Annotated in this window: 28 protein-coding genes; 18 read left to right on the top strand and 10 right to left on the bottom strand. The window is 70.7% G+C overall.

The features are described 5' to 3' along the window. The first annotated feature begins 52 nt into the window (after nt 1-52). Both QUE44_RS05220 and QUE44_RS05215 read left to right on the top strand, forming a co-directional pair. A complete protein-coding gene (locus QUE44_RS05220) occupies nt 53-394 on the top strand; it encodes a YidH family protein (protein WP_286216260.1) in 342 nt (113 codons plus the stop codon). Continuing rightward, complete coding sequence (locus tag QUE44_RS05215; RefSeq protein WP_286216258.1) at nt 391-735, top strand: hypothetical protein; 345 nt, start codon at nt 391-393, stop codon at nt 733-735. Before QUE44_RS05220 ends, QUE44_RS05215 begins: the two co-directional genes overlap by 4 nt. Here the strand turns inward: QUE44_RS05215 and QUE44_RS05210 are convergent. After that, entirely contained in the window at nt 726-1,586 is an 861-nt protein-coding gene (locus tag QUE44_RS05210; RefSeq protein WP_286216256.1) for a helix-turn-helix transcriptional regulator, read from the bottom strand. The two genes, QUE44_RS05215 and QUE44_RS05210, sit on opposite strands and share 10 nt — an antisense overlap. Before the next feature lie 69 nt (nt 1,587-1,655). Beyond that, nucleotides 1,656-2,159: a hypothetical protein gene (locus QUE44_RS05205; RefSeq protein ID WP_286216255.1), complete on the bottom strand. Its 504-nt coding sequence runs from the start codon at nt 2,157-2,159 to the stop codon at nt 1,656-1,658. Between the two features lie 42 nt (nt 2,160-2,201). Here QUE44_RS05205 and QUE44_RS05200 point away from each other — a divergent pair. After that, a protein-coding gene (locus QUE44_RS05200; RefSeq protein ID WP_286216683.1) for an IS3 family transposase occupies nt 2,202-3,391 on the top strand; the annotation gives its coding sequence in 2 pieces (ribosomal slippage) (nt 2,202-2,475 and nt 2,475-3,391; 1,191 coding nt in all). Between the two features lie 303 nt (nt 3,392-3,694). On the opposite strand, the gene QUE44_RS05195 is transcribed toward QUE44_RS05200, so the two are convergent. Together QUE44_RS05195 and QUE44_RS05190 are read right to left on the bottom strand one after the other, a co-directional pair. Next, nucleotides 3,695-4,591, bottom strand: coding sequence for an SDR family oxidoreductase (locus QUE44_RS05195; RefSeq protein ID WP_286216254.1), 897 nt, complete (start codon nt 4,589-4,591; stop codon nt 3,695-3,697). Between the two features lie 103 nt (nt 4,592-4,694). Continuing rightward, entirely contained in the window at nt 4,695-5,558 is an 864-nt protein-coding gene (locus QUE44_RS05190) for an SDR family NAD(P)-dependent oxidoreductase (RefSeq protein WP_286216253.1), read from the bottom strand. 157 nt (nt 5,559-5,715) lie between these two features. On the opposite strand from QUE44_RS05190, the gene QUE44_RS05185 reads away from it, so the two are divergent. Next, a complete protein-coding gene (locus QUE44_RS05185) occupies nt 5,716-6,225 on the top strand; it encodes an O-acetyl-ADP-ribose deacetylase (protein ID WP_286216252.1) in 510 nt (169 codons plus the stop codon). A 26-nt stretch (nt 6,226-6,251) separates the two neighbouring features. On the opposite strand, the gene QUE44_RS05180 is transcribed toward QUE44_RS05185, so the two are convergent. From QUE44_RS05180 to QUE44_RS05170, 3 genes are all read right to left on the bottom strand, one after another. After that, nucleotides 6,252-7,241 carry a zinc-binding alcohol dehydrogenase family protein gene (locus tag QUE44_RS05180; protein ID WP_286216251.1) on the bottom strand — a complete coding sequence of 330 codons (990 nt, stop codon included), beginning with the start codon at nt 7,239-7,241 and terminating at the stop codon, nt 6,252-6,254. Nucleotides 7,242-7,315: 74 nt separating this feature from the next. Further along, nucleotides 7,316-7,540 carry a hypothetical protein gene (locus QUE44_RS05175; protein WP_286216250.1) on the bottom strand — a complete coding sequence of 75 codons (225 nt, stop codon included), beginning with the start codon at nt 7,538-7,540 and terminating at the stop codon, nt 7,316-7,318. A 2-nt stretch (nt 7,541-7,542) separates the two neighbouring features. Further along, nucleotides 7,543-8,625 (bottom strand): NAD-dependent epimerase/dehydratase family protein, encoded by a 1,083-nt coding sequence (locus QUE44_RS05170; RefSeq protein WP_286216249.1) that lies wholly within the window; start codon nt 8,623-8,625, stop codon nt 7,543-7,545. Nucleotides 8,626-8,695: 70 nt separating this feature from the next. On the opposite strand from QUE44_RS05170, the gene QUE44_RS05165 reads away from it, so the two are divergent. Continuing rightward, nucleotides 8,696-9,388 (top strand): DUF8548 family protein, encoded by a 693-nt coding sequence (locus QUE44_RS05165; protein ID WP_286216248.1) that lies wholly within the window; start codon nt 8,696-8,698, stop codon nt 9,386-9,388. Nucleotides 9,389-9,428: 40 nt separating this feature from the next. On the opposite strand, the gene QUE44_RS05160 is transcribed toward QUE44_RS05165, so the two are convergent. Continuing rightward, the gene (locus QUE44_RS05160; RefSeq protein WP_286216246.1) at nt 9,429-9,929 is read right to left on the bottom strand and encodes a GNAT family N-acetyltransferase; all 501 of its coding nucleotides are present in this window, start codon (nt 9,927-9,929) and stop codon (nt 9,429-9,431) included. Nucleotides 9,930-9,988: 59 nt separating this feature from the next. Then, entirely contained in the window at nt 9,989-10,978 is a 990-nt protein-coding gene (locus QUE44_RS05155) for a quinone oxidoreductase family protein (RefSeq protein WP_345380355.1), read from the bottom strand. Between the two features lie 43 nt (nt 10,979-11,021). Here QUE44_RS05155 and argC point away from each other — a divergent pair, with 43 nt between their 5' ends. From argC to QUE44_RS05110, 9 genes are all read left to right on the top strand, one after another. Further along, nucleotides 11,022-12,071 carry an N-acetyl-gamma-glutamyl-phosphate reductase gene (gene argC / locus QUE44_RS05150; protein WP_286216244.1) on the top strand — a complete coding sequence of 350 codons (1,050 nt, stop codon included), beginning with the start codon at nt 11,022-11,024 and terminating at the stop codon, nt 12,069-12,071. Then, nucleotides 12,068-13,240 (top strand): bifunctional glutamate N-acetyltransferase/amino-acid acetyltransferase ArgJ, encoded by a 1,173-nt coding sequence (gene argJ / locus QUE44_RS05145; protein ID WP_286216242.1) that lies wholly within the window; start codon nt 12,068-12,070, stop codon nt 13,238-13,240. The genes argC and argJ overlap by 4 nt, the downstream gene beginning before the upstream one ends. Then, on the top strand, nt 13,237-14,181 hold the full coding sequence (gene argB / locus QUE44_RS05140) for an acetylglutamate kinase (protein ID WP_286216241.1): 945 nt from the start codon (nt 13,237-13,239) through the stop codon (nt 14,179-14,181). Before argJ ends, argB begins: the two co-directional genes overlap by 4 nt. Beyond that, nucleotides 14,178-15,419, top strand: a complete 1,242-nt coding sequence (locus QUE44_RS05135; RefSeq protein ID WP_286216240.1) for an acetylornithine transaminase — start codon at nt 14,178-14,180, stop codon at nt 15,417-15,419. Before argB ends, QUE44_RS05135 begins: the two co-directional genes overlap by 4 nt. Continuing rightward, nucleotides 15,416-16,357 carry an ornithine carbamoyltransferase gene (gene argF / locus QUE44_RS05130; protein WP_286216238.1) on the top strand — a complete coding sequence of 314 codons (942 nt, stop codon included), beginning with the start codon at nt 15,416-15,418 and terminating at the stop codon, nt 16,355-16,357. The genes QUE44_RS05135 and argF overlap by 4 nt, the downstream gene beginning before the upstream one ends. After that, complete coding sequence (argR, locus tag QUE44_RS05125) at nt 16,354-16,845, top strand: arginine repressor (RefSeq protein ID WP_286216681.1); 492 nt, start codon at nt 16,354-16,356, stop codon at nt 16,843-16,845. Before argF ends, argR begins: the two co-directional genes overlap by 4 nt. A 32-nt stretch (nt 16,846-16,877) precedes the next feature. After that, entirely contained in the window at nt 16,878-18,077 is a 1,200-nt protein-coding gene (locus QUE44_RS05120; protein WP_286216237.1) for an argininosuccinate synthase, read from the top strand. Between the two features lie 67 nt (nt 18,078-18,144). After that, complete coding sequence (gene argH, locus QUE44_RS05115; RefSeq protein WP_286216236.1) at nt 18,145-19,575, top strand: argininosuccinate lyase; 1,431 nt, start codon at nt 18,145-18,147, stop codon at nt 19,573-19,575. Nucleotides 19,576-19,625: 50 nt separating this feature from the next. Beyond that, entirely contained in the window at nt 19,626-20,246 is a 621-nt protein-coding gene (locus QUE44_RS05110) for a hypothetical protein (RefSeq protein ID WP_286216235.1), read from the top strand. Between the two features lie 34 nt (nt 20,247-20,280). Here the strand turns inward: QUE44_RS05110 and QUE44_RS05105 are convergent, their stop codons facing one another. Further along, the gene (locus QUE44_RS05105; RefSeq protein ID WP_286216234.1) at nt 20,281-20,751 is read right to left on the bottom strand and encodes a YbaK/EbsC family protein; all 471 of its coding nucleotides are present in this window, start codon (nt 20,749-20,751) and stop codon (nt 20,281-20,283) included. 22 nt (nt 20,752-20,773) lie between these two features. Between QUE44_RS05105 and QUE44_RS05100 the strand changes: the two genes are divergently transcribed. From QUE44_RS05100 to tyrS, 4 genes are all read left to right on the top strand, one after another. Continuing rightward, on the top strand, nt 20,774-21,388 hold the full coding sequence (locus tag QUE44_RS05100) for a uridine kinase family protein (RefSeq protein ID WP_286216233.1): 615 nt from the start codon (nt 20,774-20,776) through the stop codon (nt 21,386-21,388). A 166-nt stretch (nt 21,389-21,554) separates the two neighbouring features. Continuing rightward, nucleotides 21,555-22,034: a metalloregulator ArsR/SmtB family transcription factor gene (locus tag QUE44_RS05095; RefSeq protein ID WP_350226922.1), complete on the top strand. Its 480-nt coding sequence runs from the start codon at nt 21,555-21,557 to the stop codon at nt 22,032-22,034. Nucleotides 22,035-22,162: 128 nt separating this feature from the next. Further along, nucleotides 22,163-22,771: an MFS transporter gene (locus QUE44_RS05090; protein ID WP_286216232.1), complete on the top strand. Its 609-nt coding sequence runs from the start codon at nt 22,163-22,165 to the stop codon at nt 22,769-22,771. After that, nucleotides 22,768-23,985, top strand: coding sequence for a tyrosine--tRNA ligase (tyrS, locus tag QUE44_RS05085; RefSeq protein WP_350226898.1), 1,218 nt, complete (start codon nt 22,768-22,770; stop codon nt 23,983-23,985). Before QUE44_RS05090 ends, tyrS begins: the two co-directional genes overlap by 4 nt. Nucleotides 23,986-24,570 lie beyond the last annotated feature (585 nt).

Here is a 24,570-nt window from a genome sequence, read left to right as displayed (position 1 = left end):
CCGCGACGGTCGGAGTACGGTCGAGACGAGGAGTTCCACCCCGGGAGGACCGATGCCCCACGAGGACCGTGATCGCGCCGCCGAGGCGCAGGTGTTGCTATCCAACGAGCGCACGTTCCTGTCCTGGATACGCACTGCGCTCGCCCTGATGGTCACGGGGGTCGCGCTGGTCGCGTTCGACCTGCCGATCGACATCGGGTGGCGGCTTGCCGCCGCCGGTGTGCTGCTGCTCCTCGCGATCGCGAACGCAGCTCAGGCCCTCGTGAGCTGGCGCGTGAACGATCGCGCGCTGCGCAATGGCGAGGAGATTCCCGAGCTGAGATCGGGACTGTGGATCGCGGCGGGCGTGGGGGGTGCGGTGATGCTGTTGCTCGTGGGTTGGGTGCTCACGTGAAGGGCAGGCGGGTCAGGCGTCAGAATCTGTACGCGGTCGACCTCACGGTCCTGTCGTGGCGCCGCACGACGTTCCAGGTGGCGCTCGCGGCGCTTGCCATCGCGAGGATGCTCACCGATGACTTCGGGTGGTGGATGCTCGCGGCCGGCGCCGCCGGGGTGGGGCTCGCGCTCGCGGTCCACGCGTCGGTGTCGGCGTATGTGGCGACCATCGACGAGCACGGCCACGTCCTGCGCCGCCCCGCCGCAATCGGTCACGCGCTCGTGAGGCAGTCGCTGGTGGCGGGCGGCACGGCCGCGCTCTGCATCGCGGCGCTGGCGTGGGTCATGCTTCAGGTGTGAGAGGGCGCGGAGCGCTCGTGACCCGCGTGCCCCAGTGCGACCGCGGCCGCGGCGACCCTGTTGGTGACCCCCAGCCGTGCATACGCATTCTCGAGGTGCTTGCGCGCGGTGCCATCCGAGATGCCGAGCGTGCGCGCGAGCTGTCGCGTGGTCGCGCCCACGGCGGCGTGCGCCACCACGAGTGCCTGGCGGTCCGTCAGGCCGCGCCCGCGCAGCCGGCTCACCATGACGTCGATCGCCTGATCCGCAGGCGTCCAGGCGTCCCCGAGTCCGGCTCCCGCCGGGCGTAGCAGCGGCGCGGTGGTCCCGACGGCGTGGCGATGCGCGAGCGCGATCAGCGGCGCCGCGAGGCCCATCAGCCTGCGCTCCCGGTCCGAGAAGGGCGTGCCGTCGCGGTTGACGGCGATTCCGACGATCGTGCCGTCGCCGGGGAAGGCAAACGCCAGCTGGCTGCGAATGCCGAGCGGAGCATAGAAGCCTCGAAAGAGCGGGGTGGTCTCGAAGCGGCGGTCTGGGTCGACGTCCACCCAGTCACGCGGCTCGGGCAGGCCCTCGGTCGCAGCGAGGGCCACGAGCGGATTCTCGTGCATGTGCGCCTCGTAGAAGCCCTGGTGCTCGGCGAACCAGTCCGGTCCAGGGTCCGGCCGGATGACGGCCGCCGTGCGGTCGATGTCGTTGCCGATCTCGTTGTAGGACACCGACACCGCCGGCTCCAGCAGGCCGAGGAGTCCCTCGCACACCACCGCCCCGAAGTCGTGCCTGGTCGTGGTGGCCGCCGCCTCCGAGAGCAGGGCGAGCAGGCTCTCGTACTCCGCGGCGGACGGCTCGTTCGCTCGCGCTGCAGGGGACATAGGACGGTGATAGCACGTGGTCCCGCATGAGGGTCAACCGATGCGCGCCGCACCGGGCTGGCGCGACGCCTACGCGGCCGTCATGACGTCGATCTCGACTCCGCAGCGATCCTCGGTGTAGGCCTCGACGGCAGCGGCGTGTCCCGACTGTGCCTCGATGAGGTCCATGCGTGACTGGGTGAGGCTCACCAGATCCTCGTTCAGCGAGGCGAAGTCGGTGGCCGCGATCATCACGAGCGCGACGGGGGACAGGTAGGAGTCCACGTAGGCAATCATCCCCGCCAGGCCGTCTCGCGCGGCCGGGTCATCCGCGAGCTCGACGGCGTCGTACAGCGCATCGCGCGCGTCGAGGCCGAGGTCGTTGACGGTCGTGCCCAAGGCGTTGACCCCCGACATGTCGCCGGCGAGGCCCGCGGCGGTCACCGCAGCCAAGGCGTCCTCGACATACGTGGCGAGCGCATCGTTGTACCGCGTCACGGCGCCGATCACGAGCTCGCAGTACTCGTCATCGTTCGGCTCTCCCTCCGTGGCCGCGGTGGGTGTCCCCTGGGGTTGACCCCGGATTCCGGACACTGACCAGACGGGTTTCGCGTGAGCGAGTGCCTGTCGGGGAGGATGTCCGTGATGGGCACGAAGAAGAGGAAGACGTATACGCCGGAGTATCGGCGTGAGGCTGCGCGGCTGGTGATCGATACCGGGCGCACGATCGTCGCGGTGGCGCGTGAGATCGGCGTGGGTGAGGCCTTGTTGGGGCGCTGGGTCGCGGCCGAGCGGGCACGGTCGGGCGGGGGTGAGCGGCCGTTGGATGTCGACGAGCGGGCCGAGCTCGATCGGCTCAGGCGCGAGGTTGCCGAGCTGCGGATGGATAACGAGTTCTTGGGAAAAGCGGCGGCCTTCTTCGCCTCGAAGCACGACCGGAGGAACGGTTCGCGCTGATCGAGGCGGAGAAGGCCAACTACCCGGTCACCCGCATGTGCGACCTGCTTGGCGTGGACCGTCGCCGCTACTACGAGTGGCGGGCCAGGCAGGCCGCAGGGCCCTCCGCGCGCGAGCAACGCGATGCCGATCTCACGGCTCAGATCCGCGCGTTCCACGATGCGTCGGCTGGCACCTATGGGGCCCCGCGCATCCGGGCGGACCTGCGCGACGAGGGTGTGGCGGTGTCACGCAAGAAGGTCGCGTCGTTGATGAAAGACGCTGGTATCGCAGGGATCAGCCCGCGCACGTGGCATCCGCCGACCACGGTGCGTGGTGCCGACCCGTTCCCCGTGCCTGACCTTGTCGAGCGCGCTTTCGACACCGGCGCACGTGACTGCGTGTGGCTGTCCGACATCACGTATCTGCGCACCGGTGAGGGCTGGGCGTACCTGTGCGTCGTGCGCGATGGACACACCCGCAGGGTCCTGGGTCGGGCCGTCGCCGACTCGCTGCACACCGACGTGGTCGAGGCCGCGCTGCGCCAGGCCGTGGCCCTGCGCGGCGACCTGGCCGGCAAGGTCGTCTTCCACGCCGACCGCGGCGTCCAATACACCAGCGCACAGATCGCCGCTGCCGCCAAGGAACTCGGACTGCTGCGATCGATGGGCCGCACCGGCGTGTGTTGGGATAACGCCCCGGCCGAGTCGTTCTGGTCGGTGTTCAAAAACGAGTACTACCACCGGCACGTCTTCGCGACCATCGAGGATGCCCGGCGAGGCTCCTACACCTGGATCGACGGCTGGTACAACGCCCGCCGACGCCACAGCGCCCTGGGCTACCTCAGCCCGCTAGAGTACGAACGCCACCAGCTCGCGCTGGCCGCATGACCAACCAACTACCTGTCCGGGAAACGGGGTCAACTTCACCCGTCGCGGTGTCCGAGGGTGCGGGCGCGGGGCTCGCGGATCCTCCCGCACCCGTCGCGAGTGCGGTGGGGGTGGGGGAGGCGGGCGAGGCCGCGCCGCCGCAGCCGGCCAGGAGCACGCCGACAATGGTCGCGGCGGCTGCCCCCGCAGGTGCGTGGCGTCCATGGCGTCCCCAGCCGGCGGGGGAACGGCCCCGCCGGCTGCAGTCTCTCTCGCCCAGTGCGCGTGAGCCATACGACGTTGCGCGTAGCGGTGCGAGCGAGGCTAGGGCGTGGGCAGCCCGCCGTTGACGTTGATGGTCTCGCCCACCACGTAGCTCGACTCGGGCGAGGCGAGGAACACGTAGGCAGGGGCACACTCGACCGGTTGTCCCATGCGGCCCAGCGCGGTGTTCTCACCGAAGCCGTCGAGCTTCTCGGGCGGCTGCCCCTCGGTGACCTGCAGCGGCGTCCAGATGGGGCCGGGGGCCACCGCGTTGACGCGGATCCCGCGCGAGGCGAGTTGCTGCGCGAGCGCCTTGGTGTACGCGTTGATCGCGGCCTTGGTCGAGGCGTAGTCGACCAGGATCGGAGACGGCTTGTACGCCTGGACCGAGGTCGTGTTGATGATGGCCGAGCCCGCCGGGAGGTGCGGAAGCGCCGCCTGCGTGATCCAGAACATCGCGGAGATGTTGGTCGTGAGGGTGCGCTCGAGTTGCTCGGGCTCAAGGTTCTCGAAGTCGGTCTCGTAGACCTGGTGTCCCGCATTGTTGACCAGGATGTCGAGGCCGTCCAGCTGCTGCACGGCGTCCGAGACCAGCGACGTGCAGAACTCGTGATCGCGGATGTCGCCGGGCAACAGCACCGCGTGGCGGCCCGCATCCTCGATGAGGCGAGCGATCCGTTGGGCGTCCACCTGCTCCTCGGGCAGATACGACAGCGCGACGTCGGCGCCCTCGCGCGCGAAGGCGATCGCCACGGCGGCGCCGATTCCCGAGTCCGCGCCCGTCACGAGCGCCTTGCGCCCCTCGAGGCGCCCCGTGCCGCGATACGAGAGCTCCCCGTGGTCCGCGCTCGGCGTGAGATCCCTGTCGAGGCCGGGGAATGGCTGCTCCTGGGCCTCGCCGCGCAGGTCCGCGTAGCGCTCCTTGGGATTGTCGAACGTCAACTGGTCCCGCGTCATGCTGTCCTCCTCGACCCCGTGCGCCGGGGAAGGCGGCGGGAGCGGCGCATCCCACACGTGCGACAACCGACAAGGACCGCCAGACAATCCCCTTTGCCCGAGATTATGCCCGTTGGTGCTGTGGCGAGGGGTCGAGCGTCTCCCCGGTCAGCGACTCCGAGACGCTCCACAGGCGCGCGATCGCACGGTCGAGAGACCGGCCGCGCTCGCGCACGAGCAACCGGCGGACGGGATCCCCGGCAAGCGCCCACCGGGGGCCGTAGAGCGAGCCGCCGCGCGCGCGTGGGTCCGTCGCGGCGCGCAACTGCGACAGCGCGCCGCGCTCGGGGCTCATGCCCCTGCGCTCGGCATAGCGCTCCCAGAACGGTCCCTGGGTCCCACCGCCGCCCTCGCGCACGGTGCGCTTCTGAAGGTCAGTGTGGGAGATTCCGGGATGCGCCGCGAGGGCACGTGCGGGCAGGCCCGCGGCCCGCAGTGCGCGGTCGAGCCCGATCGCGAGATGGAGGGCCGCGAGCTTCGAGCGTCCGTATGCGGCCCAGTCCTCGTAGCCCTCGTCGAGGTGGGGGTCGGCGGGGTCGACGGGAGCGCCGACAAGTCGCGCGATCGACGTGGTGGTGACGATGCGTGCCGCGGGCGCGGCGACGATGCCCGGCATGAGCCGCGCGAGCAGGGTCCAGTGGCCGAGGTGGTTGACCGCGAGCTGGGTCTCGAAGCCATCGGGGGTGCGGCCCTGGGGCAGTGCCATGACGCCCGCGTTGGCGATGACGATGTCGATGCGCGAGTGCCGGCCGGCAATGAGGTCGCCCGCCGCGCGCGCCGCCTCTTGAGAGGCGAGATCGAGCGGGACGCTCTCGAGCGAGGCGCCCGGCACCTGCGAGAGGACCGCGGCCGTGGCATCGGCCGTCTTGGAGGGGAGCGCGCCGCCATCACCACGTGGGCGCCCCTCCGTGCGAGCGCGGTAGTGCACGCCAGGCCCAGCCCGCCGTTGGCTCCGGTGACCACGGCGACGCGGCCGGTGAGGTCGGGAATGCTGTCGCTCGTCCAGGTCATGTCGACCCAACCCTCGGCGAGCGGCCGATGTTCCCGGTGTCGCCCTAGGGTGAGGACAGGGAGAGGAGACGGCGATGACGGCGGTGCTCTCGGTGCGACGGGCGGACATCACCAGGGTCGCGGTCGACGCGATCGTCAACGCGGCGAACTCGTCGCTCCTCGGAGGCGGCGGCGTCGACGGCGCGATTCACCGTGCCGCGGGTCCGGGACTGCTCGAGGAGTGTGCCGCGCTGCGTGGCTGCCCCACTGGGCAGGCGCGCATCACCGGCGGACACCGCCTTCCCGCGCGCCACGTGATTCATGCGGTGGGGCCCGTCTGGCACGGGGGAGACCAGGGCGAGGCCGAGGCCCTCGCGGGCTGCTACACCGCGGCGGTGGTGCTCGCGCAGGAGCACGGGTGCCGTTCGGTCGCCTTCCCGTCCATCTCCACGGGGATCTTCGGCTACCCGCAGGACCAGGCGGCGGCGATCGCGGTGCATGCGGTGCGACGAGCGCTCGCGACCGCGCCCGACGTGGAGTCCGTGGTGTTCTGCGTGTTCTCGGACGAAGACCTCGCGATCTACCGCGGCATCCTCTCGCACTGACGGCCAGACGCGCGACGCCGAGGTTGCTAGCGGTGGACCACCACCTTGCCGATCACGGAGGTCGACTCGACACGACGGTGGGCCTCGCGCAGCGAGGCCGCCGTGAATCCGTCGAGAAACTCGGTCGCGGTGGAGCGGATCTCGCCGCGGTCGGCGAGGTGTGCGACCTGCGCGAGCATCTCGCCCTGGCGGTGCATGTCCTTCGCCTGGTGGAACGCCCGGGTGAACATGAACTCCCAGTGCAGCGACATCGACTTCGACTTGAGCGGCGCGATGTCCTCGGCGCCGTCGTCGATCACCACGACGTGGCCGAAGGGGGTGCCAATCTTCGCGTACGACGCGATGTTGCCCGGTGTGTAGGCCGAGAACACGTATTCGACCCCCTCGGGGGCCTCCGCCAGCACCCCGGCGACCAGGTCGCGGTGGTCCACCACGGCATCGGCCCCCATCTCCCGCACCCAGGTGGAGGAGGCCTCGCGCGACGCCGTCGCCAGCACTCGCACGTCCGTGGTCGCCTTCGCGAGCTGGATCGCGATGGAACCGACGCCGCCCGCGCCGCCCACCATCAGCAGGGTTCCCGTGCTGGTCGCGTCGAGCCGCAGGTGGTCGCCGAAGGTCTCAAGCGCGGTCAGCGCGGTGAGGGGCAGCGCGGCCGCCTGCGCGAACGTCCACGTCGTGGGCTTGTGGGCGACGATGCGGTGGTCGACCGCCTGGAACTCGGCGTTCGATCCCGCGCGCTTGAGGTCGCCCGCCCACCACACCTCGTCACCGGGGGCGAAGCCCTCGACCTCGGCGCCGACGGCCTCGACCACCCCGGCGCCGTCGTAGCCCAGCACGCGCGCGCGGTCCGGGGTGGAGCGGTTGACGCGCACCTTGACGTCGACGGGGTTGACGGACACCGCCTCGACCCGGATGAGCAGGTCGCGCGGCCCGTGGTCGGGCATCGGCAACTCGACATCGACGAGCGCGTCGTGGCTCTCGATCGGCAGGCCGGCGAACGCGGCGATCGCGTGCATGGGTGCTCCCTTCGTCCGTCTCGACACTACGCCCGCACGCCACGCCCGGCCCGCTACCTAGGGCCCGGTCCGCCTCAGCCGATGAGCGACTGCGAGACGCCCACGAGACCCAGCACCGCGCCCACGATCGCCAGTGTGCGCGTGGGCGCGTGAGGCATGTTGAGGAGGTAGGCGATCACGCTGAGCCCCAGCGCAACCCATGCGAGCAATGGCACGGTGAGTCCCACGACCCCCAACACGACCGCCGCGATCGCGAGCGGAAACGCGACCTCGGGGTCTCGTCCGGGTGCCGGAGGCATGGCTATCGCGCCGCGGACTGCTCGAGGCCCGGCGTGACCTCGGCGCGCACGCGGTCCAGCGCGTCGCGATAGATCGCCGCGATCGCGTCGAGCATCGCATCGGCGTCCTGGTTGATCTGCTGGCGGGCGGGGTCCGCCTCGAACCACGCGATCGACTCGGCGATCCCCTCCGCGAAGGAGGTCGTCGGCGTCCAGCCGGGGACCAGGCGGCGGAGCTTCGAGGTGTCGTACACCGCGGCGTGCATCTTGTCGCCGCGGATCGAGCCCTCTTCGCGCGGGCGTGCCGCGATCAGCGCCTCCGAGGGCACGTGCACGCATTGGGCTGCGAACTGCTCCGCGGTGAGCCCCGCGGCACGTGCGATGTGCGCGTGGATGCCCATCCACGTCAGGGCCTCGTCGGACGTGATGTGCACCGCCTCGCCGAGAGCGGCCGGGTTGCCGAGGAGCCCCAGCATCCCCGAGGCCACGTCCCGTGCGTGCGTGAGCGTCCACAGCGACGTGCCGTCCCCTGGGATGACGATGTCCGCGCCGCGGCGCATGCGTGCGACGAGGGTCCACGGGTGCGACGAGTTGCCGGTGTAGCCAGGAATCTTCGAGGCGCCGTACGTGTGCGCCGGGCGTACCACGGTCCAACCCAGGCCCGCGGCGTCCGCGCGGTCGCGCAACACCCGCTCGCACTGCGCCTTGAGTCGTGCGTACTCCCAGAAGAGGTTCTCCTGAGGGGTGTCTTCGGTGAGCGGGTAGAAGCGGTCGAACGTCGCGTACGAGGCCGAGGTGGCGACCAACACGTACTGGTCCGTCAGGGAGGCGAAGGTCTCCACGTCCGCCGCGACGTGCTCCGGCGTGAACGCGATGAACTGCACGACGGCATCGAAGCGCTCGCGGCGCAGACGCAGGCCGTGCAGCGCCGTGCGCAGGGCGGGGGCGTCGGTCGCGTCGGCGCGCAGGGAATGCACGCCAGACGGAAGCGGGGCCAGGGTCGAGTGGCCTCGCGTCACCACGGTGACGTCGTGGCCGTCGCGAGCCGCGTGCGCGACGAGCGCGGAGGAGATGAGGCCGGTGCCGCCGATGACGAGGATGCGCATGTCCCGAGCCTATGACGATGCTCCGCTGCGAGTGGTAGCCGCCGCCACTCGGCGGGAGTAGGTTGAGCATGTGGTGGAGAACCTGGTGCCGGAGCTGAGGGCGGCGCTCACCGGGATCCTGCCGGACGGCTGGAGAGATGCCGCCCCGTGGGGTTTCCCGTCTCAGAGCGAACTCGCCCTCATCACTGGCGTCTTCGCGGCTCAGCTGCCGGCCGCCGCGGTCGCCGACATCGCGGACACCGTCATGAGGCGCCGCGCGGGAAGCATGCTCGACGATCTCGCGGATCTGGTCGCGATCGAGCCGGTGGACCTGCGTGCCGTCATCGGGGAGCGCTGGGGAGACTCGACCGTGCTCGGCGTCCCGCGCCGGCGCGCCGACGTCATCCACGAGGCCGCCCGGCTGCTGGTGGGCACCGGCATTCGCACCGCCAAGGACTTCCAGGACGCGGTGCGCGAGCGCGAGGCCTCCGTGGCAAACCTGTTGCTCGCGGTGCGCGGTCTCGGTCCGGGCACGTGGGAGTCGATCGGGTTCATGGCCCATGCCACGATTCGCCCCGGCGCGGACGTCGTGGGATTCGTCCGCTCGCTCCTGGGCGGCGCGGGCGATCACCTCGACTCGACCGAGGTGCGCGAGCTCGTGAGGCTCACGGCGCGCCGCTATGCGGCCGAGGAGCGGGTGCTCGCGTATGCGCTACGACGCCACGTCGACCAGCGCACGCCGGTGGCCGATGCCGCCGCCACCGCCGCTCCCTCCTCGCCGTAGCGCGCGCGGAGACGCGGCGCGGGCAGTCCGCGCACGCTCCTCAGTACACGGATCGCGCGAGCAGGGCCACGTGGACGGTGCCGCCGCGGGTGTGCTGCTCCGCGACGCGCTGGAATCCCAGGTGCTCGTGGAAGGTCACGGAGCCCGGGTTGGGCGGGTCGAGCTGGACCTCGGTGGTGACCTCGTTCGCGCCGCGCTCGCGGGCACGCTCGAACACCGACTCGTAGAGGGCCCGACCCACGCCCGATCCCTTGGCGCTCGGGGCGACCACGATCCTGTCGATGTACTGATGACGCACGCCGCGGTCCTCGAACCAGCGGTAGTTCTCCGAGCCGTACGGCTGGCCCATCCCCAGGCTGAGCAGGAAGGCGATGAGCTCGCGGTCGTGGTTGGTCGCGACCAGCGCCACGTCGCACATCTCGTAGAGGTCGGCGAGCTCCGCGGCATCGAGGAGATTGACGGCGGGGGAGGCGCCCGCGTTGAGGGCCGCGACCGCCTCAAGATCGGTCGGTCGCATCACACGGAGCCTCAGGGTCTGCATGCGCAATATTGTGCCGGGTCGATGTCACGAACGCGTGTCGACCAGGACACGGCCGCGTGTCAGGGATGCAGCAGCAGCTTCCCGCTCGTGCGCCGGCCCTCGAGTGCACGATGCGCGTCGGCGGCCTCGTCGAGCGAGTAGCCGCGATCGATCCTCACGCTGAGGTCGCCGAGCAGGATCCCGTGGAAGATGTCGCTCGAGCGCCATTCGCGCTCCTCCGCAGTGGCGATGAAGTCGCGCAGCGAGGGTCGGCTGAGCGTGATCGAGCCGGCCACGTTGAGACGCTGCGGGTCGACCGGGGGCACGGGCCCCGACGCCGCCCCGAACAGCACGAGGCTGCCGCGCCTGCGCACCGAGGCGAGCGAGCCGTCGAACGTGGTGCGCCCCACGCCGTCATACGCCGCGTCGACGCCGTCGGGCGCGAGGGAACGGACCGCGGCGGGCAGGTCGTGGGCGAGATCGTCCATGAGGTCGTAGCGCAGGACGTGGCTGAGGCCGGCCTGGAGCGCGATGCGCGCCTTGTCCTCCGAGCCGACCGTCCCGATGACGGTCGCGCCCCGGGCGACGGCCAGCTGCGTGAGCAGCAACCCGACTCCGCCCGCGGCCGCATGGACCAGCACGGTGTCGCCCGGCATGACGGTGTAGGCGGAGGTCACCAGGAAGTGCGCAGTGAGTCCCTGGAGCATCGCGGCGGCCGCCATGTCGAGTTCGACGTCCTCGGGAACCGCGTAGAGGTCGGTCACCGGCACCTCGACGTACTCGGCATACGAACCGGGAGTGAAGGCCCAAGCGACTCCCTCGCCCTCGACAAAGCCGTCGACGCCCTCGCCGACCTCGACGATCTCGCCCGCACCCTCCTTGCCTGGAACGAAGGGCAGCGCGAGCGAATATGCGCCGGACCGCTCGTACGTGTCGATGAAGTTGACGCCGGCGGTCTCGACGCGCACCACGACGTGTCCCGGACGCGCCACGGGGCGGTCTCGTTCGACCATCTCGAGCACCTCGGGTCCGCCCGTCCGCGCCACCTCGATCGCTCTCACAGGGTGCATCGTACGTGGTGCGACGATGCTCCATGCAAGCTCATGTATGGTTATGCATATGAGCATCAGTGTCGCGGTCTCCGGCGCCTCCGGGTATGTGGGTGGTGAGGTGTTGCGCGTGTTCTCCGCGCACCCCGACGTCGAATTCGGCGCGCTCACGGCGCACTCCAGCGCGGGAGACCTGCTGGGAGTCCACCAGCCCCACCTGCGCACGCTGGCCGACCGCGTGCTCGTCGACACCACCGCGGAGAACCTCGCGGGGCACGATGTCGTGGTGCTGGCCCTGCCCCATGGCGCCTCGGGAGACATCGCGGCGCAACTTCCGCCCGACACGCTCGTGCTCGACTGCGGTGCCGACCACCGGCTCGCGAGCGCGCAGGCGTGGTCGTCCTACTACGGCGGCGAGCACGCGGGCACGTGGCCGTACGGCATGCCCGAGCTCATCACCGCCGCGGGTCACCAGCGCGACGCGCTCGCGGGTGCCCGCCGCGTCGCGGTGCCAGGCTGCAATGTCACGGCGGTGACGCTCGCGCTTCAGCCCGGGGTCGCCGCTGGGGTCGTCGATCCCACCGACATCGTCGCGGTGCTCGCCAACGGCTATTCGGGTGCGGGCAAGAAGCTCGCCCCTCACCTGCTCGCCTCGGAGGCGCTCGGCGCCGCGGTTCCCTACGCCGTCGGCGGCTCCCACCGTCACATCCCCGAGATCGTGCAGAACCTCGAGTCCGCGGGTGCCCAGGGCGTGCGCATCAGCTTCACCCCGACGCTCGTCCCCATGGCGCGTGGCATCCTCGCGACGGTGACCGCGCCGCTCGCGGCCGGCGTCAACGTCGAGGCCGTCCGGCCCGCATGGGAGGCCGCCTACGCCGACGAGCCCTTCGTGCACGTCCTGCCCGAGGGGCAGTGGCCCACGACCGCAGCGACGCTGGGCGCCAACACCGCGCTCATGCAGGTGGCGGTCGACGGCCGCGCCGGCCGAGTCGTGATCGTGTGCGCGATCGACAACCTCGTCAAGGGCACCGCGGGTGCCGCGCTGCAATCCATGAACCTCGCACTCGGCCTGCCGGAGACCACCGGCCTCACCACGATTGGACTCGCCCCATGAGCGTCACGGCAGCGCAAGGATTCGTGGCGGCGGGCGTCGCCGCGGGGCTCAAGTCGACCGGCGCGCTCGACGTCGCGCTCGTGGTCAACGAGGGCCCCGAGTACACCGGCGTGGGCGTCTTCACGAGCAATCGCGTGGTCGCCGCGCCCGTGGTCTGGTCGCGCCAGGTGGTCGCGGACGGCCGCGTGGACGCGGTGGTCCTCAACTCCGGTGGCGCGAATGCCGCGACGGGGCCCGAGGGCTTTGCCGATACGCACCACACCGCCGAACGCGTGGCCGACTCCCTCGTGGCTGCGGGGCGCGACGTCTCCTCCGGCGACGTCGCGGTGTGTTCGACGGGACTGATCGGCGTGCGCCTTCCGATGGACAGGCTGCTGTCGGGAGTGGACGATGCCGTGGCTGGTTTGGGCGCCCACGGCGACCAGGCTGCGCTCGCCATCATGACCACGGACACCGTCCCCAAGACCGCCGTCGCCACGCGATCGGGCTGGACCGTGGGCGGCATGGCCAAGGGTGCGGGCATGCTCGCGCCGGGGTTGGCCACGATGCTGTGCGTCATCACCACGGACGCGAGCGTCGATCCCGCGCGCGCCCGCGCGGCATTGGCCGCCGCCACGCGTTCCACGTTCGATCGCGTCGACTCCGACGGCTGCATGTCCACCAACGACACGGTGCTGCTCCTCGCCTCGGGAGCCACCGGCATCGTCCCCGCGCCAGGGGAGTTCGAGGATGCCCTCACCGACGTGTGCGCGACGCTCGCACGGGGGCTGGTCGCGGACGCCGAGGGCGCGAGCCACGACATCGCCGTGACCGTCGCGGGGGCCACCACGGAGGCCGCCGCCGAGGCCGTCGCGCGGGCCATCACGCGCTCGAACCTCTTCAAGGCCGCCATCTTTGGCAACGACCCCAACTGGGGCCGCATCATCTCCGCCGCGGGGACGGTGCCCGAGGACGTCGCGCCGTTCGACCCCACGACGCTCGACGTGACGGTCAACGGCGTCCAGGTGTGCCGCGCGTCGGGAGTCGGCGAGCCCCGCGAACTGGTCGACCTGTCCGGGCGCGAGGTGCTCATCACGCTCGACCTCCACGCGGGGGACGCGCAGGCGACCGTGTGGACCAACGACCTCACCCACGACTACGTCCACGAGAACAGCGCGTACTCCTCATGAGCGACACGAACCCCACCACCGACACCTCGGCCGTCGAGATCCACCCGGCGGACCTGTCCCCGCAGCAGAAGGTCAGCGTCCTCATCGACGCGATGCCGTGGATCGAGCAGTTCCGCGGCGCGACCATCGTCATCAAGTACGGCGGCAACGCCATGATCGACGGGACGCTCAAGCGCGCGTTCGCGCAGGACATCGTCCACCTGCGCCTCCTGGGCCTCTACCCGGTCGTGGTGCACGGCGGCGGCCCGCAGATCTCGGACATGCTGGGCAAGCTCGGCATCGAGTCGGAGTTCCGCGGCGGCCTGCGCGTCACGACCCCCGAGGCGATGGACGTGGTCCGCATGGTCCTCACGGGCCAGGTCTCGCGCGAACTCGTGGGTCTCATCAACGATCACGGTCCGTACGCGGTCGGGCTGTCGGGCGAGGACGCCGGCATGCTGCAGGCCAAGCGTCGCCACGCGATGGTCGACGGCGACCCCGTCGACGTGGGCCTCGTCGGCGACGTCGTCAAGGTCAACCCCGGCGCCGTCAAGGACATCATCGAGGCGGGTCGCATCCCCGTCGTGAGCACCGTGGCTCCCGACGTCGACGACCCGACCACGGTGCTCAACGTCAACGCGGATACCGCCGCGGCGGCGATCGCGATCGCGCTGCGCGCGCGCAAGTTGATTGTGCTCACCGACGTCGAGGGCCTCTACGCCAACTGGCCCGACCGCGGCTCGCTCATCAGCCAGTTGAGCGCGGCTCAGCTCGATCAGCTGCTGCCGACCCTCGAGTCGGGCATGAAGCCCAAGATGGAGGCGTGCCTGCGGGCGGTGCGTGGCGGCGTGCCGCAGGCGCACGTGATCGACGGTCGCGAGCCGCACTCGATTCTCGCGGAGATCTTCACGTCCGCAGGCTCGGGAACCATGGTGGTCCAGGACAAGGAGATCTGGGTATGAGCGGCGACGCGACGCCTGGGGCGCACGGCGAGGCGGGCCTCGAGCGCGGCCGGGTCGACCTGCAGCGCTACTCGCACGCGCTGATGGGCACGTACGGGGAGCCGATGCGCGTGCTCGTGCGCGGCGAGGGCAGCTGGGTATGGGACGCGGACGGCAACCGCTACCTCGACCTGCTGGGCGGCATCGCCGTCAACGCTCTTGGCCACGCGCACCCCGCCTGGGTGGCCGCGATCGCCCAGCAGGCCGCGACGCTTGCGCACGCCTCGAACTTCTTCGCGACCGAGCCGCAGATCCGTCTCGCCGAGCGACTCCTCGAGCTCTCGCACGCGCCCTCCGGTTCGCGCGTGTTCCTGTGCAACAGCGGCACGGAGGCCAACGAGGCCGCCTTCAAGATGACGCGTCGCACCGGCAAGTCGACCGTGATCGCCCTCGAGGGTGGCTTTCACGGCCGCTCGATGGGCGCGTTGTCGATGACGTCCAAGGAGGCGATCCGTGCGCCGTTCGCACCGTTGCTCGAGCGCGTGGTCTTCGTGCCTCGCGACGACGAGGACGCGTTGCGGGCCGCAGCGGTGGCAGCCGGGGATGACCTGGCGGGAGTGATCCTCGAGCCCATCCAGGGCGAGTCGGGCGTGCGCCCCCTGTCGCACGCGTTCCTGGCCGCGGCCCGCGAGGTCACGCTGCAGCGGGACGCGCTGCTGATCCTGGACGAGGTCCAGACGGGTGTGGCCCGCACGGGCGCGTGGTTCGCCCACCAGCTCTACGGGATCCGCCCCGATGTCATGACGCTCGCGAAGGGACTGGGAGGCGGCTTCCCGATCGGCGCCGTCGTCGCCTTCGGCGAGCGCGCAGGGTCGCTGCTCACCAAGGGCGATCACGGCACCACGTTCGGCGGCAACCCGCTCGCCGCGGCGGCCGCGAACGCGACCCTCGACGCGATCGAGGCGGAGGACCTGCTGGGCAACGCGAAGGCCGTGGGCGAGCATCTGCGCACCGCCCTCGCCGAGGTGTCAGGAGTGGTCGAGGTGCGGGGCGAGGGGCTCATGCTGGGCATCGGCCTGGCCGCCCCCGCGAGCGCGGCCCTCGCGAAGGCCGCCGTCGACGCTGGCTTCATCATCAACCCGCCGTCTCCCGACACCATCCGGCTCGTGCCCGCCCTCACGCTCTCCGTCGCCGAGGCCGACACCTTCCTGGCATGGATGGCCGGACCCGGCTCCCGCATCGTCCTGGAGGCCTCATGACCACCACGCCCACGCGTCACTTCCTGCGCGACGACGACATCACGGCGGCGGAGCAGCGCGAGATCCTCGAGCTCGCGCTCGCGTTCCGCAAGGACCGCCATCTCGAGCAGCCCTTTGCGGGACCGCGCGCGGTCGCGGTGATCTTCGACAAGCCCTCGACGCGCACGCGGGTCTCCTTCTCGACCGGGATCGCCGAGCTGGGCGGCTACCCGCTCGTCATTGACTCCGCCTCGTCGCAGCTGGGCCGCGGAGAGTCCGTCGCGGACACGGCACGCGTGCTCGAGCGCATGGTGAGCGCGATCGTGTGGCGCACCTTCGGTCAGGAGCTGATCGAGGAGATGGCCGCGCACTCCTCGGTGCCCGTGGTCAACGCCCTCACGGACTCGTTCCACCCGTGCCAGATCCTTGCCGACCTCGCGGCGGTCGCCGACGCCCGCGGGGGCGTCGACGCGCTTGCTGGCCTCACGCTCACCTACGTGGGCGACGGCGCGAACAACATGGCCCACTCGTACCTCCTGGGCGGCGCGCTCGCCGGGATGCACGTGCGGGTGGGGGCGCCGGCCGACTACATGCCCGACGAGTCGATCGTGCTCGACGCCAAGCGCCTCGCCGCGGAGCATGGCGGCTCGGTGACGGTCACCACGGATCACGACGATGCCGTGGCCGGCTCGGACATCATCGCGACGGACACGTGGGTGTCGATGGGCGACGAGGACCAGTACGAGGCGCGCGCGGGCGTGTTCTCCGGCTATCAGGTCAACGCGCGCACGCTCGAGCTCGCGAACCCCGGCGCCCAGGTGCTGCATTGCCTGCCCGCGTATCGCGGCAAGGAGATCACGGCGGACGTGCTCGACGGTCCCCGGTCGATCGTGTGGCTCGAGGCCGAATACCGGCTCCATGCACAGAAGGCGCTGCTCACGTGGCTGGCCTCGCGATGAGCGCGCACTCCGTCCCTCACACGAAGGCGGCGCGCCAGGCCCTGGTGCGCCACCTCATCGAGACGGAGTCCGTCGAGTCGCAGAACCAGCTCGCGGCGCTGCTGGAGCGCGAGGGCCTGCACGCCACCCAGGCCACACTGTCGCGCGACCTTGTCGAGATCGGCGCCATCAAGGTGCGCGGGGTCGACGGCAAGCTCACGTACGCGACGCAGGCGCTGCTCGAGTCGATCGAGGACACCGGCGCGCGCCTCAACCGGCTGTGTGCCGAGCTTCTGCACTCGGCGGCGGGCAGCGCGAACCTCACGGTCCTGCGCACGCCCGAGGGTGCCGCGCAGTTCCTCGCGATGGCGATCGACTCGCACGACGATCCCGACCTGTTGGGCACCGTCGCGGGCGACGACACCATCCTGGTGATCGCGGCCGACCCCCTTGGCGGAGAGCGCCTCGCCACGAAGTTTCTGGACCGCGCGAGCGGTCTTCACCACTAGATCCCCTCACCCACGTCAGAAAGAGAACGAACATGTCAGAGCGCATCGTGCTGGCCTACTCGGGAGGCCTCGACACCTCCGTCGCCATCGGCTGGATCGCGGAGGCGACCGGCGCCGAGGTCATCGCCGTCGCGGTCGACGTGGGCCAGGGCGGCGAGGACCTCGAGGTGATTCGCCAGCGCGCCCTCGACTGCGGCGCGGTCGAGGCCTACGTGGCCGACGCCCGCGACGAGTTCGCGGAGGAGTACTGCATGCCCGCCCTCAAGGCGAATGCGCTCTACCACGACAAGTACCCGCTGGTCTCGGCGCTGTCGCGGCCCGTGATCGTCAAGCACATCGTCAAGGCGGCCCGTCAGTTCGGCGCGTCGACCATGGCGCATGGCTGCACCGGCAAGGGCAACGACCAGGTGCGCTTCGAGGTGGGCATCGTGTCGATGGCCCCCGACCTCAAGTGCATCGCCCCGGTGCGCGACCTGGCCCTCACGCGCGACAAGGCGATCGACTACGCCGAGCGCAACCAGCTGCCGATCGCGACCACCAAGAAGAACCCGTTCTCGATCGACCAGAACGTGTGGGGGCGCGCGGTCGAGACGGGCTTCCTCGAGGACATCTGGAACGCGCCCACCAAGGACATCTACGACTACACCGACGACCCCGCCTTCCCGCCGGTGCCCGACGAGGTGGTCATCACGTTCGAGCGCGGCATTCCCGTCGCGATCGACGGCCAGTCCGTCACCCCGCTGCAGGCGATCGAGGAGATGAACCGCCGCGCCGGGGCACAGGGAATCGGCCGTATCGACATCGTCGAGGACCGCCTGGTGGGCATCAAGAGCCGCGAGATCTACGAGGCACCCGGCGCGATCGCGCTGATCGAGGCCCACAAGGAGCTCGAGAACGTCACCCTCGAGCGCGAGCTCGCGCGCTACAAGCGCCGCGTGAGCCACGAGTGGACCGAGCTGGTCTACGACGGCATGTGGAACGCGCCGCTCAAGGGCTCGCTCGACGCCTTCATCGAGGACACCCAGCGTCACGTGAACGGCGACATCCGCATCGTCCTCCACGGCGGCAAGGCCGTTGTCACGGGCCGCCGCTCCGACACGGGTCTGTACGACTTCAACCTCGCGACCTACGACGAGGGCGACACGTTCGACCAGTCCGCCGCACGCGGCTTCATCGAGATCTACGGCCTCGCCGCGAAGCAGGCGGCGGCGCGCGAGGCTCGCCTGGCGTAGGGTCGTTTTGGTATCCGCTCGGGCCGCGCGATGCGCGGCCCGAGCGCTGTCTACAAGGGAGAACACCATGGCTGGCGAGCAGGGGACCAATGAGGGCGCGCTGTGGGGGGCACGCTTCGAGGGCGGCCCGGACGCGGCGCTCGCGCGGCTGTCGAAGTCCACGCACTTCGATTGGCGCTATGCGGACGATGACCTGGCTGGGTCGATCGCGCACGCGCACGCCCTCGAGCGGGCGGGCCTGCTGACCGCGGCCGAGACCGCGACGATGGTCGCCGAGCTCGGTCGCATGCGCGAGGACGTCGCGGCGGGCACGCTGCTGCCCTCCGAGGCGGACGAGGACGTGCACGGCGCTCTCGAGCGCGTGCTCGTGGACCGGCTAGGCCCCGAGCTGGGCGGCAAGCTGCGGGCCGGCCGCTCACGTAACGACCAGATCGCGACGCTCCCGCGCATGTACCTGCGCCGCCACGCGCGCCTGATCGCCTCGCAGGTGCTCGACCTGGTCGACGCGCTGCTGGGGCAGGCGGACGCTCACCTCGACGCTCCGATGCCGGGGCGCACGCACTTCCAGCACGCGCAGCCCGTCACGCTGGGCCACGCGCTGATGGCTCACGCATGGCCGCTGCTGCGCGACGTCGAGCGCCTCACCGACTGGGACGCGCGCGCCGCGTTCTCGCCCTATGGCGCTGGCGCGCTCGCCGGCAACACGCTGGGCCTCGACCCCGCGGCCGTCGCGGCCGAGCTGGGATTCCTGGGTCCCACCGAGAACTCGATCGACGCGACCGCCTCGCGCGACGTGGTCGCGGAGTTTGCGTGGGTGTCCGCGATGATCGGCGTCAACCTGTCGCGCATCTCCGAGGAGATCATCGCGTGGTCGACCGTCGAGTTCGGCTTTGTCGCTCTCGACGACTCGTACTCGACGGGCTCGAGCATCATGCCTCAGAAGAAGAACCCCGACATCGCCGAGCTCGCGCGCGGCAAGGCCGGGCGGCTCATCGGTGACCTGACCGGTGTGCTCGCGACGCTCAAGGGGCTGCCGCTCGCGTACAACCGTGACATCCAGGAGGTCCACGAGCCGGCCTTCGACGCGGTCGACACCCTCGAGACGGTGCTGCCGGCCTTCACCGGCATGGTGCGCACGCTCCGGTTCCGCGTCGAGCGGCTCGCCGAGCTCGCCCCGGCCGGATTCTCGCTCGCGACCGACATCGCCGAGTGGATGGTGAAGAACGGCACGCCGTTCCGCGAGGCCCACGAGGTCGCGGGCGCCTGCGTGCGCCTGTGCGAGAAGCGCGGCAAGGAGCTCCATGAGCTCACCTCCGAGGAGATGTCCGCCATCCACCCGGATCTCACCCCCGGTGTGCTTGAGGTGCTCACGGTCGAGGGCTCGCTCGCGGCGCGCTCCGGGGTGGGCGGCACCGCTCCCGTGCGCGTGATCGAGCAGGGTAAGGCGGCGCGGGCGCGCGTGCGCCACTTCCGCCCGTGGGCATCGTCCGCGGGGTGATCCCTGTGGGTGGGGTCAGGTCTGGTGGGTCGTGGTGTGCGCGTCCGCGCGTGGCGGTGCTCCTGATCGCCACCATTGCGGTGTCAGGTTGCTCGGCAACGTCTGCCGGGGGATGGAGCCAGGTGCCCGTGCCGATGGGGTGGAGCGAGTCCACGCCGATCGACAGCCTCTCCGATCTCTTCGATATCAGCGAGGTTGTGGTTCACGGCACGATCGAGCAGGCGTTTGTTCGCGACACCGGCGTGTGGTCGGAGGCGGCAGGTCCCGGCGATACCGCGATCTTCAGCGAGGACATCGTGCTTGTCGTCTCGCCCGTGGGCGGCGGCGAACAGGTTGAGGTCCGCTTCGAGCATCTCTACGACAACTCCGAAGGCGGCCAGCCTGTCGACCCGGCGGAACTCGAGTTCCCCGAGGGGCCGTACGTGTTCTCCTTGCGCGAGGACGCCCAGCATGGCGACGTCGTTGAAGGCGGCCCCACGCCGTATCGCTGCGCCACCTTGTCGACCCTGTGCGTGCTTGAGATTGCGGCGGGCGATCTGGTGACCGCACCACGTGAAGACCTGCCCGCTGCGCCAGCCTCGGCCGAGCTCGGGGAGGACGCCACAGGAGTCACTGTCGACGGGATCGGTGCGGTCGCTCGCGAGGCGGGCGCGGATCCTCTCGGCTTCTGAGCCCGCCGCGTGGTCTGCGGCAACGTGGGTGACGTCAGTTCTCCTCGACCGTGACCTCGGTGGCGCCCGTGAGAGAGCGAAGGTCGTCGTACGAGATCTCGAAGACCGAGTGAGGCGTGCCTGCCGCAGCCCACAACTCGCCGTGCTTCTTAAGCTCGACGTCGATGTAGGTGGTCACGGGGGAGGGATGGCCCAAGGGCGCGACCCCGCCGATCGGCTGACCGGTCGCCTCGCGCACCCGCGCCGCATCGGCACGCGTGATCGCGGCGGCGCCGATCTGTCGCGCAAGGAGGTCGGTGTCCACGCGGTGTGAGCCGCTGGTGAGGACCAGGATGGGTTCGCCGTCCGCGAGGAAGACCAGGCTCGACGCGATCGCCCCCACCTCGCAGCCGAGTGCCGCCGCGGCCTCCGCCGCGGTGCGGGTCGAATCGGTGAGCGTGCGCACCTGCGAGTGCAGTCCGTGCGTCTCAAGGATGTCCATGATCTTCGCGCTCGAAGGGTGCATGATGCCACCGTATCCTGGGCCGATGCCGAGCCCCAGTGTGAGCGCGATGGTCGCGTTCGTGCGTGCCGCCCCCGCGCGGCTGGGCGACACTCGGCTGGTGCTCATCGACGGGCCCGCGGGCGCGGGCAAGACCACCCTCGCGAATCGCATTGCGGTGGCGCTTGGAGGCGAACCGTCGCGCGGGGCGGGCACCTTCGACCCTGCCGCGCCCGCGCCCACCGTGCCGGTGCTCCACGCGGACGACATGTACGAGGGCTGGGACGGACTCGGCGCGTTGCCCGCGGTGATGACCGACGGCGTCCTGGGTCCGCTCAGGCGCGGCGAACCCGGCGGGTTTCGCATGTGGGACTGGCACGAGGGGCGACGCACGCACCTCATCCCGGTGGCGCCTCGACCGTTCGTGATCGCCGAGGGGGTCGGGGTGGCCTTCGCTCGCGCGCGCGCCGCCGCGGCCGCCGTCCTGTACGTCGACGCACCCGCCGCGACGCGGCTCGAGCGGGGGATCGCACGCGACGGCGAGGCGATGCGCGAGGAATGGCTGCGGTGGCAGGAGAGCGAGGCGGTCCACCTCGAGCGCTCCGGGGCGCGTGACGCCGCGGACTTCCGCCTCGACGGCGCGGCTGACATCCCCGACTGATCGTCCTCGGTGCGGCGCGACCCGGCCCAGCGCCGCATCGTCCGTCACTACTTCGTTATTCGAGCGATTCATTGAATAGTGGCGTCATGGCAGCGCTGACCACTCCCACCCCCGCCCCCGCCCCCGCCTCCTCGACGCCGCCGCCCCCTCGCCCGATCCGCGCGCGATCGCGGCCGAGATCGCTAAGGCGGTGGGCCACCCTGCGCGCCTCGAGGTGCTTGAGCGCCTCGCCCAACGCCCGCACACCGTGACCGACCTTGCCACCGTGCTGCGCGCATCGGTCACCACCGTCTCCGCTCAGCTGCACGTGCTGCGCGGCGCGGGCCTGGTGACCGCGACGCGAGAGGGTACGAGCATCCGCTACGCGCTGGCGGCCCCCGACGTCGCACGGCTGGTGACCGCGGTCATCGACACGGCCGTGCGAGTGCGGGCCGATGCCCGCGAGGCCCTGTTCGCGCGCCTGCCCGACGGCGTGAGCATCGCGTCGGCCGCCGCCACGCTCGATCCCGACGCCGTGGTGGTGCTCTACTGCCGAGGTCGCCTGTGCACCTTGCCCCACGAGGCCGCGCGCCTGTTGGCCGACGCGGGCTTCGACGCTCGGGTCCTGCCGACGGGCGAACTCGAGCGCAAAGGGGCCAGCGCGTGAGCGGCCTCGCTCGCGATCGCACGGCTGTCCGACCGCCGCGGCCGGCGCGGTGCTCGGTCCGCTCACCGCGGGGGCGACGGGATCCCTCGCGACCGGATGGGGGCTGGCGGCGCTCTTGGGGCCCCTTCGTGCTCGCGGCGGTCGCGTACGCCGCGTGCGCGGTCGTGCTGTGGGTCTTCCTCACTCCCGGCCCCCTCCTGGCCGCACGCACACACGCTCGCGCGAGCGCGGCATCGTCCCCCCGCACCGACGCGCACGCGCCGGACGCGGACGCTGTCGACCCCCTGTGGGGGCGTTGTGCCGGCTGGGGGATCGTGGTGATGGTCGCGGGGCAGGCGGTGATGGTGGCGGTGATGACGATGACGCCCGTGCACATGACGCATCACGGCCATGCGGTCTCGATCATCGGGCTGGTGATCGCCCCGGACGTCGCAGCCATGTACTTGCCGTCCCCCGTGGCGGGTGCACTTGTCGACCGGTGGGGCCCCTGGCCGGTGGCGGCGCTGGCGGGGGCGGTGCTGGGCGCCGCTGGGGCGGTGGCGGGCCTCGCCGACCCGTCAGGCGTGGTCGGCACCGCGGTCGGGCTCGTGCTGCTCGGCGTGGGCTGGAGCCTCGCGATGTCGGCGGCGGGCTTCCCCGTCCTTGCCCTCGCGTGCGGCGCCCTCGCGGTGGCGGTCATGGCCGCCGCGCTTGGCTCGGCCCGCCGCGTGCGTGCTGGCACAATGTCCGCATCATGACTGAGCACATTCTCGACGAGCTTGCCTGGCGCGGACTGATCGCGCAGACCACCAGTGAAGAGCAGCTGCGCGCGGCGCTCGACCAGGGGCCACTGTCGCTGTACTGCGGCTTCGACCCCACCGCACCGAGCCTGCACCACGGCCACCTGGTGCAGCTCGTGCTGCTGCGCCACCTCCAGCGCGCGGGCCACAAGGTCCACCCACTCGTGGGCGGCGCGACGGGAATGATCGGCGACCCCCGCATGTCCGGCGAGCGCGTGCTCAACACCAAGGACACCGTCGCGGAATGGGTCGAGCGGTTGCGGGCGCAGATCTCGCGCTTCCTCGACTTCGAGGGCGACAACGCGGCGGTCATGGTGAACAACCTCGACTGGACGGGTGACCTGACCGCGATCGACTTCCTGCGCGAGGTCGGCAAGCACTTCCGGCTGGGGACGATGCTCGCGAAGGACACCGTCGCGCGTCGCCTCGCGAGCGAGGAGGGCATCAGCTTCACGGAGTTCAGCTACCAGGTGCTCCAGGGCAACGACTACCTCGAGCTGCACCGCCGGCACGGGGTCTCCCTGCAGACCGGCGGCAACGACCAGTGGGGCAACCTGCTCTCCGGCGTCGAGCTCATTCGCAAGGCGGAGGGCACCGCAGTGCACGCGATGACCACGCCACTCATCACCAAGGCCGATGGCACGAAGTTCGGCAAGACGGAGGGCGGCGCGGTGTGGCTCGCCCCCGACATGATGAGCCCGTACGCCTTCTACCAGTTCTGGATCAACACCGACGACGCCGACGTGGTGCGCTTCCTCAAGATCTTCACGTTCCTCACGCGCGAGGAGATCGAGGCGCTCGAGGCGGCGGTGGCCGCGGAGCCGTTCCGGCGCGAGGCGCAGCGCGCGCTCGCCTGGGAGGTGACGAGCCTCGTGCACGGGGAGGCGGCCGCCCAGGGGGCGATCGACGCCTCGCAGGCGCTGTTCGGTCGCGGAGAGCTGGCTGCGCTCGACGAGCCGACCCTGGCGGGATGCGCCCAGGAGTTGGGAGGAGTGGTGCTCGAGCCCGGTGCGACCGTTGTCGATGCACTCGTCGCGTCGGGCGTGGTGGACTCGAAGTCCGCAGCACGCCGTGCGGTCCAGGAGGGCGGCGCGTACGTCAACAACGTGCGGGTGGACGATGCCGAGCTTGCGTTGGCCCCGGAACACGGCCTCGCGGGGGATGGATCGTGATGAGGCGCGGAAAAAAGTCTGTGGGACTTGCGCGCCTCGCGTCCTAGGGCGTGAGGGAGCGCCGGCCGCTGATCCCTGGTCTACCAGGAGAGACGGTCGCGACACGCCCGAGATTCACGCGATTTGACGATGGCGCCATCCGCCCTCTAATGTTTCACCTGTTGCCAACGACGGAAGCGCCCGGCGGAGGACTGAACAAGGCCCCGCGGGAAACGCCCGAGCAACACAACTCGATTCGTAGGAAGCGGCGGAAGCCCGTGCGTCCCGCACCACACAGCGAATCACCGACGAACTCTTCGAGTTTATCGATGTCATGAGGCCGCGAAAGCCGATTTGACAGCGAGAAACGAAGAGAGTAAGTTAGAAGGGTTGCCCCGAGCGAGGTCCTGAAGAGGATTGAGGCGGTGCGCGTCCGAAACTTGAGAACTCAACAGTGTGCCACATGTCGATGCCAAATTACTCCGGCATCAGCCTCTTGTAAGGGGGTTGGTGTTTGGATTCCTTTGGTTGAAAATGAAATGTCAGTGACATTTTGTTCGATGTCAGAGATTAACTAGTCTCCACGTGAGTGGGGATGTACTTCGT

It is taken from the genome of Demequina sediminis, from assembly GCF_030296675.1.
Classification (GTDB): Bacteria; Actinomycetota; Actinomycetes; order Actinomycetales; family Demequinaceae; genus Demequina; species Demequina sediminis.
This window is presented reverse-complemented; position numbering and strand designations above follow the sequence as displayed.

What these genes read in the sequence shown, in the direction of transcription:
- QUE44_RS05185 (WP_286216252.1), top strand. Translation starts at nt 5,716, where the DNA reads ATGACGGCGGTGCTCTCGGTGCGACGGGCGGACATCACCAGGGTCGCG.
- QUE44_RS05170 (WP_286216249.1), bottom strand. Translation starts at nt 8,625, where the DNA reads ATGCGCATCCTCGTCATCGGCGGCACCGGCCTCATCTCCTCCGCGCTC.
- QUE44_RS05220 (WP_286216260.1), top strand. Translation starts at nt 53, where the DNA reads ATGCCCCACGAGGACCGTGATCGCGCCGCCGAGGCGCAGGTGTTGCTA.
- QUE44_RS05105 (WP_286216234.1), bottom strand. Translation starts at nt 20,751, where the DNA reads ATGCACCCTTCGAGCGCGAAGATCATGGACATCCTTGAGACGCACGGA.
- QUE44_RS05180 (WP_286216251.1), bottom strand. Translation starts at nt 7,241, where the DNA reads ATGCACGCGATCGCCGCGTTCGCCGGCCTGCCGATCGAGAGCCACGAC.
- QUE44_RS05175 (WP_286216250.1), bottom strand. Translation starts at nt 7,540, where the DNA reads ATGCCTCCGGCACCCGGACGAGACCCCGAGGTCGCGTTTCCGCTCGCG.
- QUE44_RS05210 (WP_286216256.1), bottom strand. Translation starts at nt 1,586, where the DNA reads ATGTCCCCTGCAGCGCGAGCGAACGAGCCGTCCGCCGCGGAGTACGAG.
- tyrS (WP_350226898.1), top strand. Translation starts at nt 22,768, where the DNA reads ATGACTGAGCACATTCTCGACGAGCTTGCCTGGCGCGGACTGATCGCG.
- argC (WP_286216244.1), top strand. Translation starts at nt 11,022, where the DNA reads ATGCATATGAGCATCAGTGTCGCGGTCTCCGGCGCCTCCGGGTATGTG.
- QUE44_RS05135 (WP_286216240.1), top strand. Translation starts at nt 14,178, where the DNA reads ATGAGCGGCGACGCGACGCCTGGGGCGCACGGCGAGGCGGGCCTCGAG.
- QUE44_RS05160 (WP_286216246.1), bottom strand. Translation starts at nt 9,929, where the DNA reads ATGCAGACCCTGAGGCTCCGTGTGATGCGACCGACCGATCTTGAGGCG.
- argF (WP_286216238.1), top strand. Translation starts at nt 15,416, where the DNA reads ATGACCACCACGCCCACGCGTCACTTCCTGCGCGACGACGACATCACG.
- argB (WP_286216241.1), top strand. Translation starts at nt 13,237, where the DNA reads ATGAGCGACACGAACCCCACCACCGACACCTCGGCCGTCGAGATCCAC.
- QUE44_RS05100 (WP_286216233.1), top strand. Translation starts at nt 20,774, where the DNA reads ATGCCGAGCCCCAGTGTGAGCGCGATGGTCGCGTTCGTGCGTGCCGCC.
- QUE44_RS05195 (WP_286216254.1), bottom strand. Translation starts at nt 4,591, where the DNA reads ATGACGCGGGACCAGTTGACGTTCGACAATCCCAAGGAGCGCTACGCG.
- argH (WP_286216236.1), top strand. Translation starts at nt 18,145, where the DNA reads ATGGCTGGCGAGCAGGGGACCAATGAGGGCGCGCTGTGGGGGGCACGC.
- argJ (WP_286216242.1), top strand. Translation starts at nt 12,068, where the DNA reads ATGAGCGTCACGGCAGCGCAAGGATTCGTGGCGGCGGGCGTCGCCGCG.
- argR (WP_286216681.1), top strand. Translation starts at nt 16,354, where the DNA reads ATGAGCGCGCACTCCGTCCCTCACACGAAGGCGGCGCGCCAGGCCCTG.
- QUE44_RS05155 (WP_345380355.1), bottom strand. Translation starts at nt 10,978, where the DNA reads ATGCACCCTGTGAGAGCGATCGAGGTGGCGCGGACGGGCGGACCCGAG.
- QUE44_RS05120 (WP_286216237.1), top strand. Translation starts at nt 16,878, where the DNA reads ATGTCAGAGCGCATCGTGCTGGCCTACTCGGGAGGCCTCGACACCTCC.